Source organism: Winogradskyella ouciana, from assembly GCF_009709615.1.
Classification (GTDB): Bacteria; Bacteroidota; Bacteroidia; order Flavobacteriales; family Flavobacteriaceae; genus Winogradskyella; species Winogradskyella ouciana.
Genome location: NZ_WJYA01000008.1, coordinates 13,080 through 29,586 on the forward strand (window position 1 = coordinate 13,080; position 16,507 = coordinate 29,586).

Below are 16,507 nucleotides of genomic sequence, written 5' to 3' on the forward strand. Positions count from 1 at the left end.
ATGTTTCAGATTTTATTCCCTTAAGCTATAGGTCCTGCCCTTACTTCAGGAATTTTGTAAGAGTGGTTATCTACTAATAATGTGGTAGTAATGTTTGTTCTAAGTGCAACCTTAACCCATAAATTGGTCAATTCCATTTCTATATTTGGAACGGAGGTATCAACTTTAAAGTTATTAAAGCGATCGCTTTTTTGATTAAGCTCTACAACCTCAACACCTTCAAAGTCCCAATGAGTAGGTTGACCACTTTCTTGAATTTCTGAAATATTGAGTTGGTAATCTTTTAGATTATTGTGCTTAGGAAGATTGCTGGAATGATCTTTATTGCTGTTATGTGCAATATTAAAGCTTGCATCATCAGCGAGAATACTTTGAATTTGTTCAACATCTGCATTACTGTAATACGTAATCTTGAGTTGCCCATTTTGATCTTGTCCAATTTGTATCTGCTCTACTCCAATAGCCTTAAGCTTTAGCTGAATGGCCTCAATAGTTTTTTGAGCATCATTTTCGGTAATCTCAGCATCGGAAAACTGAACAACAATCTGCTGATTAGGAGCAACGGAAGTTTCTATGTACCTTCCTAAAAAGGCCAATAAAATAATTAGAATACCAAAATGCAACTTGGATTTCATCCCGCAAATATAAAAAATAAAAGACTGCATTTCTACAGTCTTTATTCATTTATAAAATGTTAGAGTTTATAACTCTAATAGTCCATTAGTCTTTTTAACACCTTCTGCACTTTCTGCCATGTGTTGTTTTTCGGCATCGCTTAAAGGTACGTCAACTATTTTTTCAATACCGTTTCTACCTAAAATAACTGGCACACCGATACATAGGTCGTTTAATCCGTATTCACCATCTAACAATGTAGAACATGGGAACATTTTCTTTTGGTCGCAAGCAATGGCTTGTACCAATCCGCTTACTGCAGCACCTGGTGCATACCAAGCAGATGTTCCTAATAATTTTGTTAGTGTAGCACCACCAACCTTAGTATCTTCTTTTACTTGATTAAGACGTTCTTCTGATAAAAACTCAGACACTTTAATACTGTTTCTAGTCGCATGGGATGTTAAAGGTACCATACCTTTGTCACTATGTCCACCAATTACCATACCATCTACATCACTAATTGGAGCTTCAAGTGCTTCTGCCAATCTATATTTAAATCGTGCTGAATCCAAGGCTCCACCCATACCAATAATTCTATGCTTTGGCAAGTCTGTAGTTTTATGTACTAAATAGGTCATTGTATCCATTGGATTACTCACCACAATTAAAATTGTATTAGGTGAGTGTTCCACTAAGCTAGAAGATACAGATTTTACAATACCAGCATTGATACCAATCAGCTCTTCACGCGTCATACCTGGTTTACGAGGAATACCTGAAGTAATAACACAAATATCACTATTTGCAGTTTTAGAATAATCGCTAGTGCTTCCTGTAATTTTGGTATCAAACCCATTTAAAGATGCGGTTTGCATTAAGTCCATTGCCTTACCTTCTGCATAACCTTCCTTAATGTCTAACAATACCACTTCTGAAGCAAAATTTTTAATAGCAATATACTCTGCACAACTTGCACCTACTGCACCTGCACCAACTACTGTAACTTTCATTTTTATAATTTTTTATGTGAAACTTAGTGTTAAAAACGATTGCAAAATTACGAATAAAATAATGGTAAACGAAGAAAGCACAAGATTTACTCTTGTGCTTTCCAATATTTTAAAGATGTGATATCTTATTTACCTAAACCCAAAGTTAACACCTACAGAAAAGGCATCAAACTCAGAGAGATGATATTCTGCGTTTATTCTGAAAAACCCTAGTTTAAGTTTTGCTCCTAATGTTCCTCTTACAGAAGACACTTCGCTTGAAACTGAAAATGGATCTGTTATGGTTTCTGATGTCAAAGGGCCGTTGGTAACTCTGTAATTCCCCAATAAATCAGAATCTGATTTACCTGTGATATAACCTAAACCTCCATAAAGATTAAATACCGGAAGCTTTGTAGAAACCGCTAATTGAAATAACCACGTATTGGTATCGTTTTCCAATCTTTGGTTTTCACCTTCAATACCTGAAGAGTCTGTAATATCATAAGAACCATCCAAATGGTTATAAGCGACTAAAGCAGATAATGCCACTGGCCAAAGTTTATCAGCAGGAAGCCATTCCGTGAATTCTAATTGCAAACCTGCTCCATATAGGTTAAATGTTACTTCGTCGGTATCAACCTTTGGAAAGTAACGTGCTTTCACCTCTATACCACTTCCCAAACCAATAGCACCTTGGACAAAAGCCGTTGGCAATAAATTTTTACTTTGATCACCTATTCCTTGTGGCAATTCCAATTCTACGGTTTGTGAACCAAAAATTGGATCGTCATATTCTACTTCAACATATATATCTGGATTATTTTCTCCTAGAACAGATGCAACATTTTGCACACTTGGCCCTTCTACAAACTGCACATTATTATAATCTGCAGTATCCATACTAAACATTTTATCCTCATCCTTGACCAAAGAAGCATTGGCAATAACAGAAATTTCAAAACCTCCTAAGGGTTTTACTTTTGCTGAGTTAAACCAATTGGCATTGAGACTGTACATCATACCATTGGTTCCAGGTGCTAAATAATCGTTTGCAAATCGTTCTGCATCTTCAACGCCTGCGGCAAGTAATACATCAATATCGTTTTGTGCCTTAGCGGCTGATACCGAAATACAAAGGGCTATAAATAATACTATTTTTTTCATTGTGGTTAAGTTTATTATCGTGGAACAAATATATTAAAATAACATTAAAAAATGTATTTTATCGTTATTTTATGCTTTTAATCGGATTAAAAAGAACACCTTAGGCTTACATTAGGAGTTAGTCCTAGAGACTTATTTTCTATTTTAACGGCTCTATTAGAATCTTCTGGATCTACTTCGTAATAGGTGTTAATACTGTTTTTTCTATCTAACAGGTTGATAACACCAACTCTTATTGATGTATTAACTTTGTTTGTGAGCTTAAAACTATAATTCAACGAAGTATCCAATCGCATAAAGTCATCTAGGTTATTACTATTTGGTGTATCGTAATTCACAAACGTATTATTACCATCCTGCACTGTTTCATTGCCTTCAACGGGTTTAGTAAAGGGTTGTCCAGACCTCCAAATACCACCAACAGACAGTTCAAGATTTCGCAACACATTATAATTAAAGCCCAAAGTCACAGAGTGCCTTATATCTACATTGTTAGGGAAAACCGAAGGTGTCAGTGTTTTAAATTCATAATCATTAATACTATAAGTATAACTCAACCAAGTACTAAATTGTTGTGCAGTTTTGCTAATCATAGCTTCAACCCCCTTAACATCATAGCTTCCTATGGCATTTAGGAATTGAAAATTATTATAAAACCCTTGATTAGAAACCGTAATTCCGTCAACGTGTTTGTAAAATCCCTCTACATCAAAGACGAAATTGTTTCTATTATATTCTATACCGAAAGAACCTTGTTTGCTTTCTGAAATCGGGATATTTTCTTCATTTGCCAAGATCCAACGACGGTTCTCAACTCCTAAAAAATCATCTTGAAAATCTATAATCTGGGTTGCGGATTGATTCTTAAACTCACCTTGAAGCTTTAACGCAAAGCTGTTAGAGAGTTTCTGTCTGACATTTAATCGTGGCTCTACTATTAGTTTACTGAATTTTTGAAAATAATTACCTCTCACACCCGCTCTTACATAGGTTTTACCATTGTTGAATTCTACTTCTAAAAATCCAGCATGATTAAGTAATACATCCTTTTTAGTACGTTCGTAATCTGGATTTTCCACCGTTGTCTCGTTAAGAATACCAACCTCTGTAAACTGATAACCACTTAGCAGATTCAAGGTTTTGCTTATTCTAAAATCAGATTTAAATTTCAAACCCGTCTCAAGGACTTCGTTAGATTGTGTTAGTAGCTGATTGGTTTCTACCCTTAAATCTGTGGCGTCAACATTATACTTAGAGTAATAACCACTTAATTGTGTTGTAAATCTATCACTCCAAGAGGCTTTCCAACTACCACCAAAACCTAGGTTCTCTTGTTTTAGATTACTGGTTTTCGATTCAGTTTCATTGGAATTATTCGTATTGACTTCGGAATAATCAAGATCATTGTTTATACCTATTAGATTGGCTCTGAATTGATGATTATCATTAAGATCGAACAATAGTTTTGCTGTAAAATCATAAAATGAAAAGTCGGAAGATCGGTTGCTCTCGCTAATACTTTCACTATTGGTTTCAATTTCACTATCCTGAAAGCTACGCTCAAAATAATTTTCGTAAGTAGGTGATGTAAATACATCTGTAAAAGAACGTCTTCCTGAAAAATGGAATGCCAACTTATCTCCTATAGGAACTTCTAAAAATGCATCAGCATGTAGTAAATTGGCACCAAATCCACCAGAAAAACTATCGTTGACTTCGTTTTTGGTTTTCATATCAACAGTACTAGATACTCCATCGCTAAACTCACTGGACGTTCCGTTTTTAGAAACTACAACTTTTTCAGTCAAATACGGATTATACGCAGATATTAAACCAAAAAAATGGCCTGAGTGGTACATCTTAATACCATCCCAAAGCATAAGGTTTTGATCGTTTGTACCACCTCTAACATTTATATTGGCGATACTTTCGTTAACGCTTTCAACACCTGGCAAAACTTGAATGGTCTGTAAAATATCTGGCTCTATTAAACCTGGTAACGTACCAAATTTCTCTGTATTTAGGACTGTACTCCCATCAATGCTTTTTTGTAAGCCTGTAGTTAAAAATTTAGTGATTAGCACTTGATTGAGTAACTCGGATTGCTCCTTTAGTTGTACAGTTTTACATTCTTTATGGCTCCATAGGTCAACTGCATTGAACTCTTTAGCTTCAAAACCTATAAACGAAATCACAATTTTAGCATTAACAGGAACCTCATTTAACGAAAATTGACCATTTTCACTTGAAACTGCGCCATTGGTAGTATTAAAAACCACAACCGATGCTCCAAATAGCGGTTCATTTACCTCTGTTACTATGGTTCCACAAACAGAAATCGTTTTATCTATTGACGAAATAGTGATGTAACGTTCAGTTAAGAATTTAAAGTTTAATAGGGTCGTTGTATTAAACCTATCGATAATAGCAGAAAGTGTTTCAGTGTCAGATAGTCGTTCTACAAAAACAGGTTTCACCTCATTTGCCGAGTACGAGAATTTAACATCAAACTTCGTTTCTATTTCTGGAATTAGGTCTAAAAGCGATGCTTTCTCCTGAGCTGAAATGAACAGAGGGAAAAACAGAATTATGATTAAATGAAGAATTCTAGTTAGCTTCATAGTTATAAAACTCTACTTCACTACCATTTATTTTGTAACTGAGTTTTAATGGGATTGTTACCGCCTGTAAAGCTACGTTTTTATCATTGTGCGTAAAACTTCCTGAGAATAATTCTGATGTATTAACACCTTTTGCAACTGTAATTTTCATATCGTATTGCAGTTGTAGCTCATCAATAACTTGCCAAAGAGGCACATTAGCAAAGCTGGATTCTTTATTCAGCCAAGCCGGATTTTGTGCTGTAAAGTCTTCAACCGAACTGATTTCACCATTTACTACCCTTACACTTTTACCAGGTTTTAAAACTGAAGATGTACCTTTATAACTCACACTTACCGATCCTTCGTAGCATTTTACTTCAAAATAATTGGCTCTTTCTTTTACGTTAAATTGTGTACCTAATACTTGTATTGAACCAACATCAGTATTTACAGTGAATTTTTCCCCCTTAGTAACTTTAAAAAAGGCTTCACCATCTAATGTAAGCGTACGCTCTGCTTTCCAGTCTTTTTTATTGTAGGATAATTGAGATTTTGCATTTAATATCACTTCCGAATCGTCAGGCAAATTAAATGTGGTTGTCTCAGCAATGTCTGTGGAATAAGATTTTGTAGCGTTAAAAAACAAAAAATAAGAAGACGTTAGCATCAACACTAAAACAGCAGCTACTCTTAACAATGTCTTATAGTTTAATGGAATAACTTTTGGCTCGTCCTTCTTAAACGATCTCGTTTTAAAGTCAGCCAAAGCCTTTTCTGCATCAATTTGAGGCACTTCAAACTGTTTGGCATAAAATGCCGCCTTATCTAATGTAGAAAAGTCCTCATTTGGGTACATGGCTTTGATCTCTTCAGTAGAAATCTCACCATTAAACCATTTTAATATGTCATTGTCCTTGTTCATTTTTTATGCTATTCAACTTTAAGACACTCGGTTTTGTTTTTACCCTACGGTTTTCTTAAATATTTTGATTATCTAATTTTTCTCTTAATATTTTAAGTGCACCAGACATACGTTTTTCTACCGTTTTTTGTGATATGTCTAACATTTCCGCAATTTCTCTATATTTTTTATCTTCAATTCTATTTAATAAAAAAACTTCTCGTTGTTCTTCACTTAAATCTGAAATAACGGCCTGAAGCTTATTCTTAAACTCTTCTTCTTCCAATAAATATTCAGGGTTCTGATTTGTTCTATCTAAATATGGAGACTTTTTAGCATATGTCAACACCACTTTTTGATGCCTTACTATATTTAGGAACAAGTTATTTACAGTGGTAAATAGGTAGGTTTTTGCTTTACTAAAATCTATTTTAGAACAATTTTCCCAGATTTTTGAAAACGCATCCTGAACCAGGTCCAATGAAGTCGCTTTATCACCACATTTATAATAAGCGAAATTATTTACTGCTTGTATATGCTCTAAATAAAACACGTTAAAATGTTCTTCCTCGCAAAGTTTAGATTTTGGGCTTGCCATTTGCTATTCATCAAATATTCACTGCAAAAATAGAAATAAAAAAATTCAAATTTATTCATTTGTAATTCAATACATTAGAGGCATTATAGAAAAAAAATTAAAATTTCGGTAGGGTAAATTGCGTTATGAACGTCTTAAGTATAGAAAGCGAATAATCGCAATCATGAATAAAGAAAAAATCTTAACCCAAAAATTTAATATTATGAAAAATTTAAAATTCTTAACCGCACTTTTATTTGTTTCAGTTTTAGCATTTACATCTTGTCAAGACGAAATAGATAACGAAAATGGTGATAACCCAAATACTAATTCGGCCGATTCACCAACAGCTCAAAATTTAGAACGTACGTCTATGTACGATGGTAGCTTTGACGACTTTTTAGATGGTATATCTTGTTCTTCAGTGTTGTTACCTGTAACAGCAACTGTAAATGACCAACAAGTAACTATTGTGAGTCAATCTGATTATCAATTGGTATTAGACATTTTAGGTGAGTTTACTAACGATGACGATTCTGTACAATTTCAATTTCCATTAACAGTAAGACTTAGCAACTACACGGAAGTGGTTATTGCAAATCAAACCGAGTTTGATCAGTTAATGAACGCATGTGAAGATGCTGAGCAACAAGCAGAAGATGCTATCAATTGTTTAGATATTGATTTTCCGATAACAATTTTAACCTATGATGCTAATTTAGAGCAAACCGGTAGTGTTGTTATTGAATCTGAACAACAATTATACGGCTATATAAATAATTTTGGAGACGATGCTTTCTTCTCTGTAAATTATCCTATCACTGCTACATTAAATGGTAGTGGTACAGTAGAAATTTCTAGTGATGCTGATTTGCAATCTCAAATTAATGAGTGCTTAGCAACTGAAGATGAGATGGACGAAGCCGAAGAAGAAGCTGATAACTTAACAGATATTTTAGTCGATGGTTTATTTACAGTAGAAGCTTTTGTAACTGCTGGTGTAGATACTGCCAGTGATTATGCTGAATTCACTATTGACTTTGCAAATGACTTAACCTGTACTGCAGAAAACACAGTTGATGCAACTGTAGAAGATGTTCAAGGAACATACGAAGTCACTTCAGAGATGGATGTATTTTTCTCCCTTACATTTTCTGGAAATGCAACTTTCGAATTGGTTAATGGTACGTGGGAAGTAACAAGCTATTCTGAAAGCTCAATTGCACTACAAAGTACTACTAATGCTGCCGTGACTTTGGTTTTAGACCAAATCTAAATCCAAATAGCCATTAGTTACGTATGTTAGGGTAAACAGCCGTTGTTAACAGCGGCTGTTTTTTAAAAAATTACACTTACTAAAAGCCCATAATCTGTCAATAGACAAGTGTATGGGCATTTGGTTTAAAAAAATATTACCAACCAATATAATTAAATCGTAGAACATTAATATTATTGCAAAAATTTAAAAATGAAGTTCAGAATCTTATATACAGTTTTATTGCTATTAGTTATTGTTGGTTGTTCTAAAGACGATTCCGTTTCAGGTAACGACGAAGGAAATAATCCTGTAGATGTCAACCTTAATAGACAAGCCGTTGGCAGTTCCGCCAATGATTTGTTATCTGATAACACATTTAATGAAATGATAATTGAACTTGTATATGTTGAAGGTTACGAACCAAACGAAACGACAGTAAGTAATTTTATGAACTTTCTTCAGAATAGAGTTAACAAACCAAATGGAATTACAGTTGAAAAACGATCGATTCCATCACCTGGCGAGACGATATATTCTATACAAGATATTGCTAATATAGAAATTGCGGAAAGACAAAACTATAATACTGAAGATACCATTGCTGTTTGGGCATTGTTTATTCATGGTGAATCAGAAAACAATACCAACAATAATGTAACCTTAGGATCTGCATATTGGAATACATCTTTTGTGATATTTGAAGAAACCGTACAAAACTTTAGTAATAGCACTTTTGAACCTAACAGAACGCTATTGGAAACCACAGTTATCCATCATGAATTTGGTCATATTTTCGGCTTAACAAATTTAGGCTCTGATATGGTTGAAGATCATGAAGATGACGAGCACCCAAAACATTGCGATGTAGAGGACTGTTTAATGTTCTGGGCAACGGAATCATCAGCTGGCTTAGATGACATGCTAAACATGAACTCTGCTCCAGAACTCGACAGCCAATGTATTGCAGATCTGCAAGCTAATGGAGGAAAATAATTAAAATTAACCCAAATATATAAAACGATGAAAACTAGAATTTTAACAATCTCAATGATTTTTTGTGCACTTTTAAGTATAACTGCACAGAACGATACAAATACTAACGCATCAAACTTTGGTATTAAAGGTGGTTATAACCTGGCAGCTGTAAGTTTTGATGAAGATAGCGAAACAGGACAACGTCATGGTTTCCATATTGGTTTTTATGGTGAATCATTTCTAACGGAAAGCATTGCGCTACAAGTAGAACTAATGTATTCTCAACAAGGTTACGAAATAGAGGATAATGGTGGTACTTTTACGCAAAAGCTAGACTATATTAACATGCCATTGATGTTTAAAATGTATCCAGACGACAACTTTTTCTTAGAAGTTGGTCCACAAGTTGGCTTGGCAATTTCTCATGAGGAAGAATTTGACAGTAACTTTAATCTATTTGATACTTCACAAGAATTTGAGCCAAGCAGTTTTGATTGGGGAGTAAACTTTGGTGGAGGCTTCAAAACCGATTCTGGCGTAAGTTTAGGTGTGAGATACCATTTAGGCTTAGGAGATATTTATGATGAGGGAAGCCCTAAAAATAGAATGTGGCAATTCTCAATTGGTTTTGATTTCTAAATAATATAAACCCTATTTAAAATATTCCTTTTTAGTGAAAGAGGAATGTGCTATTAACCAAAAAACCGCACAGAAATGTGCGGTTTTTACTTTTATCATCACGAATATTAATTATGCATCAATATTTGCATAAATAGCATTCTTCTCAATAAACTCTCTACGTGGAGGTACTTCATCACCCATAAGCATAGAAAAAATTCTATCTGCCTCTACTCCATTGTCTATTTGTACTAAACGCATAGTTCTAAACTCTGGGTTCATTGTTGTGTCCCAAAGTTGCTCAGCATTCATCTCACCAAGACCTTTATAACGCTGAATTTTTGCATTATCGCCGAATTCCTTCATAATAGCATCACGTTCTTTATCACTCCAAGCGTATTGTTTTTTTGCACCTTTCTTTATTAAATATAAAGGTGGTGTTGCAATGTAAATATGACCGTTTTCAACCAACTCTTTCATATATCTAAAGAAGAAGGTTAAAATTAATGTTGCAATGTGGCTACCATCAATATCGGCATCACACATAATCACTACTTTATGGTATCTTAATTTTGAAAGGTTTAGCGCTTTACTATCTTCTTCCGTACCAATAGTAACACCAAGTGCTGTAAAGATATTTTTAATTTCTTCGTTTTCAAACACCTTATGCGTCATGGCTTTTTCAACATTAAGAATTTTACCTCTTAACGGTAAAATGGCTTGAAATTTTCGATCACGACCTTGTTTTGCCGTTCCACCTGCCGAATCTCCCTCGACCAAGAATACTTCGCATTTTGCTGGATCTTGCTCAGAACAGTCAGATAATTTCCCTGGCAAACCACCAATGCTCATTACGGTTTTACGCTGTACCATTTCGCGCGCTTTCTGTGCAGCGTGTCGTGCCTGTGCAGCCAAGATTACTTTCTGAACAATGATTTTTGCATCGTCTGGATGCTCCTCTAAATAATCAGACAACATCTCCGAAACGGCCTGACTTACAGAAGCCGACACCTCACGGTTTCCTAATTTGGTTTTGGTCTGTCCTTCAAATTGTGGCTCCTGTACTTTTACAGATACAATGGCTGTTAGACCTTCACGAAAATCATCACCTGCAATATCAAACTTCAATTTATCCAACATTCCAGATTCGTCCGCATACTTTTTCAATGTATGGGTCAATCCACGACGGAAACCTGTTAAATGCGTTCCACCTTCGTGTGTATTAATATTGTTTACGTACGAGTGTAAATTCTCAGCATAGCTCGTATTATACACCATAGCCACCTCAACTGGCACACCATTCTTTTCACCCTCAAATGAAATGACATCTTTCATCAACGGCTCACGGTTGCCATCCAAAAATTTGATAAATTCTTTGAGACCTTCTTCAGAATGAAATGTTTCGCCTTCAAATGTTCCATCTTCTTTCTTGTGACGTTTGTCTATTAAATGAATAGTGATACCCTTATTTAAATACGCCAATTCACGTAAACGACTCGCTAACGTATCGTAGCTATACTCTAAGGTTTGTGTAAATATTGTTGGGTCTGGCTTAAAAGTAACTATAGTTCCTCTTTTGTCGGTTTCACCAACTTGCTTTACAGGGTACATGGTTTTTCCTCTTTCATACTCTTGCTCCCAAATTTTACCATTTCTATGTACAGTTGCCTTTAAATGTTCTGATAAAGCGTTTACACAACTTACACCAACACCATGCAGACCACCAGAAACTTTATAAGAATCTTTATCAAACTTACCACCTGCACCAATTTTAGTCATTACAACTTCTAGTGCAGAAACGCCCTCTTTTTTGTGTAAATCAACCGGAATACCACGACCATCATCTTCTGTTGTAATAGAATTATCTTCGTTTATGGTTACCGTAATATTATCGCAATGACCAGCTAAAGCTTCATCAATAGAATTATCCACAACCTCATACACTAAGTGGTGTAAACCTCTTGTACCAACGTCTCCAATATACATGGAAGGACGCATACGCACGTGCTCCATACCTTCTAGTGCCTGAATACTATCTGCAGAATAATTGTGCTTGTTAAATTCTTCTTTCTTTTCGCTCATTATTTTTAATAAATTTAGTTCTAAATAACGTCACAAAAAAAGACGCCTGCGCGTCTCTTTTGAGTACTATCAAAGATACAAAATAATGAGCCTTTTTAAAAGCTTTTTATCGATTGAAAGCATTAATTATTAACAATTGTTAAAAACCCAAAAGTGTCTTAAAACGGCTAAAAAGTACTTTAAAATGGATTTTGGGATTTTTCTAAACCACCAAGAAATGTAAAAATAATAAAATGTCTAAGAAGCCAAATTTTCAATTATGGATTCGGTAAATGTAGCGTTCTTTTCAGCGTATTCTCATACACAATTAATTAGAAATGTCGTTATTAATCATCTGGATTAACTGATTAATATTATCTACCATATCTTTATGAATTCCTGCTAAAAAACTATTGTTCATCATTGCGAGTCGAAGACCGTTTTTAAACATTTCGTCATTATGTTGCCACTGGGCATCTTCAATCAGTTTTTGGTGTTTGGATTCAGGGATGTCTGCTGCAGTTAATCGCTCAGGAAAACCGTAAGCAGGTGTCGTCATATCAAAGAATCCCAAAGCCTCAATATTTTCTATGTTTTGATCGTAAAGGTAGTCTTGGTGTTCTCGTCTCATATGTTCTTCACCTGTGGCTAGGGCCGCATAGTGCTTATCCAATTCTAACAAAGCATTTTTTATGGAATCATTTTTTATGAGACTGAGGTTACCAGAACTCAGGAGTTCTTTAAAGGTATTGTTGTTGGGCACAAAGACGCTCCAAATGAAAACTTGTTCGTACCTATCTGTATATTCCTCTACATCCTCTATGGTAGTGGGTTCTTTTGCGCTGAGTAATACTGTACAGGCTTTAGCTTTTTCATACCTATATGTTGCAAACGCTGAATTGTTATCTATTTCACTAATTAAATCTGACTTTAAATTTTTGAGATAATTCACTTCTCTTGCACGTTCCTTTCTGGCTTCGTTGGCGTTATTTATCTGTAATGCAATTAAAATCCCTATGACCACTAGTATGATTTCGCCAATGGCATATTTGAGGTATTTACCTGTTTTTCCAGTTTCCATGACATTGTATCGTATTTTACGGAAGAATTTGATCATATTTTTAGTTTCAATTTTTATCGCTAGCGGCTATCTTCACCAAAGGTCTACCAGACCTTTGATTTTGCAAAAGCAAAATTTTGTTGCGATAATGGCGGATATGGCGGAAAAATTTCATCATCTGTTTGCAAGATTTTATCCTCTTCTTTTCTGATTTTATGCTTTTTTGAGCTCTTGATCTATGAGCTCATTTAATTTTTTGGCATTTGTAATATTCACAGCGGCCATTTCTTTGAACAGTTTCATAATAAGGACTTGAAAGCTAAGAATACTGGGTAGTATTTTATCTTCCATTTCATAAATTATCAATTCTGGTTTAACTTTTCCCTGAATATCCATCTGCAGATTTTTAAGTATGTAAATGTCAATATTATCTTTAACAAACTCTTTGTGCCACTCACTTAGGTCATTGTAATTTAAAGCGGTTTCTTCATAATATTTAATCAGGCTATTTTTAAGTTCCTGATTATTAATTTTTTTTAGCTGACTCTGACTCTTTATGGAACTGTAGCCTGTTCCAAATTTTCTGGGGTTGAAATTCTTACTTATTTTGGTTGCAGTTGTTGTTAGGTCCAAATCTGGATATTCTTTATTGTATAAGGAAGTAAAAAAATTAATCCGCTCCTCTGACAATAATTTTAACTCCTGATAAAAGGCTATATCTTGGTTTAATTCTGATTTGATTAAAATTAATTTATCTCTAAATTCAGCATCAGTCTTTCTGTTTTCATTCCAATTATTTATTTGAAGTGCAATAAGAATACCGATAACGACAAGGATGATTTCTCCAACGGCATAAAGAAGGTATTTTTTGGTTCTATTTTGGTTGATCATGGATTGGCGGATATGACGAAAGAATTTAATCATTGTTAATTGTTCAATTCGTTAGTAATTAACCGTATCATATGGTTTATGCTTTCTTTTAAGATTTGTTCATCTAAAATAATTGCGTTCTTCCAACTAGTCATATTACTGACTATATCCTCTAATTCGCGATTACTAAAAAACCAATTATAATCCGATGTGTAAGAGCCTTTAGGGAAATCAGTGTAGTCTTCGTAACGTCTAATTCTGTTGGAAGAATTTATTTTTCCGTCAACGGCAGGCCAAAAACGCTCATTAAGTAACCTTTCTAGCATTCCTGTTTCTTGCGTGGCATCAATGACCAAACCATCGAATGCCGTTATAAAACCTTTTATTTCTTTGTTTTGAATATGGTCTATTTTACCTGAAGCGATAAGGGATTTGATATAGCCATCATTGGCTTCAAAAGTATAAACAGATTCTATTTTGCCGATAAGTGAGTCTAATTCCAATTCGGTACTATTAGAAATATCGGTATTAAACATACTTATTAATTTTAGGCCTATCCGATATTCATTTTTATGAATATTGAGAATGGTGCTTAATTGATCTCTGTTGATAATCAATTCACTTTTTAGATTGGTTAATATTTCCTTCTCTGATTTTAATATTTTTCTTTGCTCATTCCAATTGTTAATCTGTAACGCAATTAAAATACCGATGACTACGAGGATGATTTCGCCAATGGCGTAGAGCAAATATTTTTTGGTTCTGTTCTGGTTGATCATGGATTGACGGATATGGCGGAAGAACTTAATCATCTTTTGATTAATTTGGTTGCTCAATTTCTGATTGGATATGTATAATCAGATCTTCCAAATCATTTTTTAGACTGAAATAGTGTCGCATCATTTTCTCCCTTATCTTAATATTCATGCGCAAAGCTCCCTTAAATTCGTGATCTACATACAGCCTTTGCACATCAAAGGGCTCTGCCGTAGATGTGTTTGTGTTTATAACAATATTTTTATTTATAAGCGGAATAAGTGTTTGTAACTGGTATGGATTGTCATACTCTAATTCCATTTTCTCAATAAAATAATAGCGTTCAGAATATACCTGGGTTATGTGTGTTCGCAGACTATCATCGCTAATCAGATTTATTCCCCTAGATTTTAAATGATCATACGTTGCCATGTTTCTTCTTTGGGTGGTTGAATAAATTAAGTTGCCGTAATGATGTTTTAATGAATCCGTAAGCGATGTTTTTTGTTCTAAATGAAAAAGCACTTCCTGGTTTGAAGCTTTTAGCTGTTTCTGTTGATTAATATTCCATAAACAGTCTTCAAAATCGGTAGTGAGATTTCTATGCATTTCCTCTAATAACTTTAGTTCTTCCTTTTGGTTTTTATTCAACTCATTCCAATTATTAATCTGTAAAGCAATAAGAATACCGATAACGACAAGGATGATTTCTCCAACGGCATAAAGAAGGTATTTTTTGGTTCTGTTCTGGTTGATCATGGATTGACGGATATGGCGGAAGAATTTAATCATTAATAGACGATTTTGTTTGCACTATAATTTCATTAATCAAAGTTTTAGTCTCCAAGTTTCTCTCTAATAATTTTTGATTATACCACAGAACATTATCCAAAAAATTCTCAAACTTTATTTCTTGAAATAACGAGTAGTAACTAGGCTTTACCTTAGACTTTCCGGCCCATTCAAAACCACTGTATGCATCCATTTCCTTAAACGAAATTTTAGAAAGCAAATAGGGTAAATACTGTTCATTGACCCAATTATCTATTCTATCTACCCTTTTGGCTCTTATCTCCTTTATAACGCCCCATTGATACAATAAATCGGATAATGCTTCATTCTGTATTAAAGTAAGTCGGTCAGTTTGTATTAAGTTGTTTAAAGTATTATCAGCAAATGCAATATCACTATCCCCCATGCTGACGCTAAATAGACTATCTAAATTATGAACCGAAAGTTCTTCATCAGAAGCGCCAATTAAAGTCATCAATATCTTATTGGCATCCATTTGATTTTCGAGACGTAATAAATTTTCTTCTATAGCTTTTTTGTTAATCTTAAAATCCTTGTTTAACTTTCTTATAATATCTTTTTCGGCATTTCTATTTATTCTGTTTTCATTCCAATTATTTATTTGAAGTGCAATAAGAATACCGATAACGACAAGGATGATTTCTCCAACGGCATAGAGAAGGTATTTTTTGGTTCTATTTTGGTTGATCATGGACTGGCGGATATGACGAAAGAACTTAATCATGTATTGAACTATTTTTTAGTCTAATGTTGGCTGCCGTTATCAAAAACCTTACGTTTTTTTTATTTCGCATTGCTAAATTGAGTATCCATAACCTCTATAAAAATCAACATGTTAATACAAAATATTATCTAAAGTCCAATCTAGTCTTTTCTCCATCATAGTGAAATTACAATCAGAAAAGAACACATGATAGATTTCTCTTCTAAAAGCTGCCAACTCCATCTCCGTGTAGGTATTTTTATTTACTGCATTTTCTATTTTCTCTAATTGCTCTTCTTCTGAATCATTTTTAAACTCAGCATATATTTTTAAAAATGTTTTGGTCGGTACTTTAGATTGTATCATATTAATTTCTTCTTCAGACTCATTATTATCTGCATTGGCGCAGAGTAAAAGGATATAGGTCTGCAATTCTTCTTTGCTCCACTTATATTGTTCTTCGCTCATGACTATAAATTTTTAATTGGTTTTTATTTGATGTTACTCATTAGTTCTAATAGTACATTATTATATATAC

General features: G+C 34.1%; 16 protein-coding genes. 3 read left to right on the top strand and 13 right to left on the bottom strand.

Features of this window, described 5'->3' with window-relative positions:
* Positions 1–20 precede the first annotated feature (20 nt).
* The 6 genes from F1003_RS12920 to F1003_RS12945 all read right to left on the bottom strand — a co-directional run bounded on the left by F1003_RS12920 (position 21) and on the right by F1003_RS12945 (position 6,876).
* Positions 21–635 (bottom strand): hypothetical protein, encoded by a 615-nt coding sequence (locus F1003_RS12920; protein WP_155089857.1) that lies wholly within the window; start codon positions 633–635, stop codon positions 21–23.
* Between the two features lie 66 nt (positions 636–701).
* Positions 702–1,628: a malate dehydrogenase gene (mdh, locus tag F1003_RS12925; RefSeq protein ID WP_155089858.1), complete on the bottom strand. Its 927-nt coding sequence runs from the start codon at positions 1,626–1,628 to the stop codon at positions 702–704.
* Positions 1,629–1,757: 129 nt separating this feature from the next.
* Entirely contained in the window at positions 1,758–2,774 is a 1,017-nt protein-coding gene (locus F1003_RS12930; protein ID WP_155089859.1) for a DUF6588 family protein, read from the bottom strand.
* 86 nt (positions 2,775–2,860) lie between these two features.
* Positions 2,861–5,395, bottom strand: coding sequence for a TonB-dependent receptor (locus tag F1003_RS12935; protein WP_155089860.1), 2,535 nt, complete (start codon positions 5,393–5,395; stop codon positions 2,861–2,863).
* Entirely contained in the window at positions 5,382–6,299 is a 918-nt protein-coding gene (locus F1003_RS12940) for a FecR family protein (protein WP_155089861.1), read from the bottom strand. Before F1003_RS12940 ends, F1003_RS12935 begins: the two co-directional genes overlap by 14 nt.
* Before the next feature lie 55 nt (positions 6,300–6,354).
* Positions 6,355–6,876 (bottom strand): RNA polymerase sigma factor, encoded by a 522-nt coding sequence (locus F1003_RS12945; protein WP_155089862.1) that lies wholly within the window; start codon positions 6,874–6,876, stop codon positions 6,355–6,357.
* A gap of 202 nt (positions 6,877–7,078) precedes the next feature.
* Here F1003_RS12945 and F1003_RS12950 point away from each other — a divergent pair, with 202 nt between their 5' ends.
* The 3 genes from F1003_RS12950 (at position 7,079) to F1003_RS12960 (ending at position 9,727) form a co-directional block, all read left to right on the top strand.
* Positions 7,079–8,131 (top strand): hypothetical protein, encoded by a 1,053-nt coding sequence (locus F1003_RS12950; protein WP_155089863.1) that lies wholly within the window; start codon positions 7,079–7,081, stop codon positions 8,129–8,131.
* 192 nt (positions 8,132–8,323) lie between these two features.
* Positions 8,324–9,106, top strand: coding sequence for a membrane metalloprotease (locus tag F1003_RS12955; protein ID WP_155089864.1), 783 nt, complete (start codon positions 8,324–8,326; stop codon positions 9,104–9,106).
* A gap of 27 nt (positions 9,107–9,133) precedes the next feature.
* Positions 9,134–9,727, top strand: a complete 594-nt coding sequence (locus F1003_RS12960; protein ID WP_155089865.1) for a porin family protein — start codon at positions 9,134–9,136, stop codon at positions 9,725–9,727.
* 111 nt (positions 9,728–9,838) lie between these two features.
* On the opposite strand, the gene gyrB is transcribed toward F1003_RS12960, so the two are convergent.
* The 7 genes from gyrB to F1003_RS12995 all read right to left on the bottom strand — a co-directional run bounded on the left by gyrB (position 9,839) and on the right by F1003_RS12995 (position 16,437).
* Entirely contained in the window at positions 9,839–11,788 is a 1,950-nt protein-coding gene (gyrB, locus tag F1003_RS12965; protein ID WP_155089866.1) for a DNA topoisomerase (ATP-hydrolyzing) subunit B, read from the bottom strand.
* A 307-nt stretch (positions 11,789–12,095) separates the two neighbouring features.
* A complete protein-coding gene (locus tag F1003_RS12970; protein WP_155089867.1) occupies positions 12,096–12,884 on the bottom strand; it encodes a DUF6090 family protein in 789 nt (262 codons plus the stop codon).
* Positions 12,885–13,040: 156 nt separating this feature from the next.
* On the bottom strand, positions 13,041–13,718 hold the full coding sequence (locus tag F1003_RS12975; protein ID WP_162306980.1) for a DUF6090 family protein: 678 nt from the start codon (positions 13,716–13,718) through the stop codon (positions 13,041–13,043).
* 35 nt (positions 13,719–13,753) lie between these two features.
* Positions 13,754–14,509, bottom strand: coding sequence for a DUF6090 family protein (locus F1003_RS12980; protein ID WP_155089869.1), 756 nt, complete (start codon positions 14,507–14,509; stop codon positions 13,754–13,756).
* Positions 14,510–14,516: 7 nt separating this feature from the next.
* Positions 14,517–15,245: a DUF6090 family protein gene (locus F1003_RS12985; protein ID WP_155089870.1), complete on the bottom strand. Its 729-nt coding sequence runs from the start codon at positions 15,243–15,245 to the stop codon at positions 14,517–14,519.
* Positions 15,238–15,990: a hypothetical protein gene (locus F1003_RS12990; RefSeq protein WP_155089871.1), complete on the bottom strand. Its 753-nt coding sequence runs from the start codon at positions 15,988–15,990 to the stop codon at positions 15,238–15,240. Before F1003_RS12990 ends, F1003_RS12985 begins: the two co-directional genes overlap by 8 nt.
* Positions 15,991–16,101: 111 nt before the next feature.
* On the bottom strand, positions 16,102–16,437 hold the full coding sequence (locus tag F1003_RS12995; protein WP_155089872.1) for a hypothetical protein: 336 nt from the start codon (positions 16,435–16,437) through the stop codon (positions 16,102–16,104).
* Between the last annotated feature and the right edge of the window lie 70 nt (positions 16,438–16,507).

Bases quoted from the DNA above. Each gene is read 5' to 3' on its own strand.
- F1003_RS12955 (WP_155089864.1), top strand. From the start codon at position 8,324: ATGAAGTTCAGAATCTTATATACAGTTTTATTGCTATTAGTTATTGTT.
- F1003_RS12940 (WP_155089861.1), bottom strand. From the start codon at position 6,299: ATGAACAAGGACAATGACATATTAAAATGGTTTAATGGTGAGATTTCT.
- F1003_RS12945 (WP_155089862.1), bottom strand. From the start codon at position 6,876: ATGGCAAGCCCAAAATCTAAACTTTGCGAGGAAGAACATTTTAACGTG.
- mdh (WP_155089858.1), bottom strand. From the start codon at position 1,628: ATGAAAGTTACAGTAGTTGGTGCAGGTGCAGTAGGTGCAAGTTGTGCA.
- F1003_RS12990 (WP_155089871.1), bottom strand. From the start codon at position 15,990: ATGATTAAGTTCTTTCGTCATATCCGCCAGTCCATGATCAACCAAAAT.
- F1003_RS12975 (WP_162306980.1), bottom strand. From the start codon at position 13,718: ATGATCAACCAAAATAGAACCAAAAAATACCTTCTTTATGCCGTTGGA.
- F1003_RS12935 (WP_155089860.1), bottom strand. From the start codon at position 5,395: ATGAAGCTAACTAGAATTCTTCATTTAATCATAATTCTGTTTTTCCCT.
- F1003_RS12995 (WP_155089872.1), bottom strand. From the start codon at position 16,437: ATGAGCGAAGAACAATATAAGTGGAGCAAAGAAGAATTGCAGACCTAT.
- F1003_RS12930 (WP_155089859.1), bottom strand. From the start codon at position 2,774: ATGAAAAAAATAGTATTATTTATAGCCCTTTGTATTTCGGTATCAGCC.
- gyrB (WP_155089866.1), bottom strand. From the start codon at position 11,788: ATGAGCGAAAAGAAAGAAGAATTTAACAAGCACAATTATTCTGCAGAT.
- F1003_RS12980 (WP_155089869.1), bottom strand. From the start codon at position 14,509: ATGATTAAGTTCTTCCGCCATATCCGTCAATCCATGATCAACCAGAAC.
- F1003_RS12950 (WP_155089863.1), top strand. From the start codon at position 7,079: ATGAAAAATTTAAAATTCTTAACCGCACTTTTATTTGTTTCAGTTTTA.
- F1003_RS12960 (WP_155089865.1), top strand. From the start codon at position 9,134: ATGAAAACTAGAATTTTAACAATCTCAATGATTTTTTGTGCACTTTTA.
- F1003_RS12985 (WP_155089870.1), bottom strand. From the start codon at position 15,245: ATGATTAAATTCTTCCGCCATATCCGTCAATCCATGATCAACCAGAAC.
- F1003_RS12970 (WP_155089867.1), bottom strand. From the start codon at position 12,884: ATGATCAAATTCTTCCGTAAAATACGATACAATGTCATGGAAACTGGA.
- F1003_RS12920 (WP_155089857.1), bottom strand. From the start codon at position 635: ATGAAATCCAAGTTGCATTTTGGTATTCTAATTATTTTATTGGCCTTT.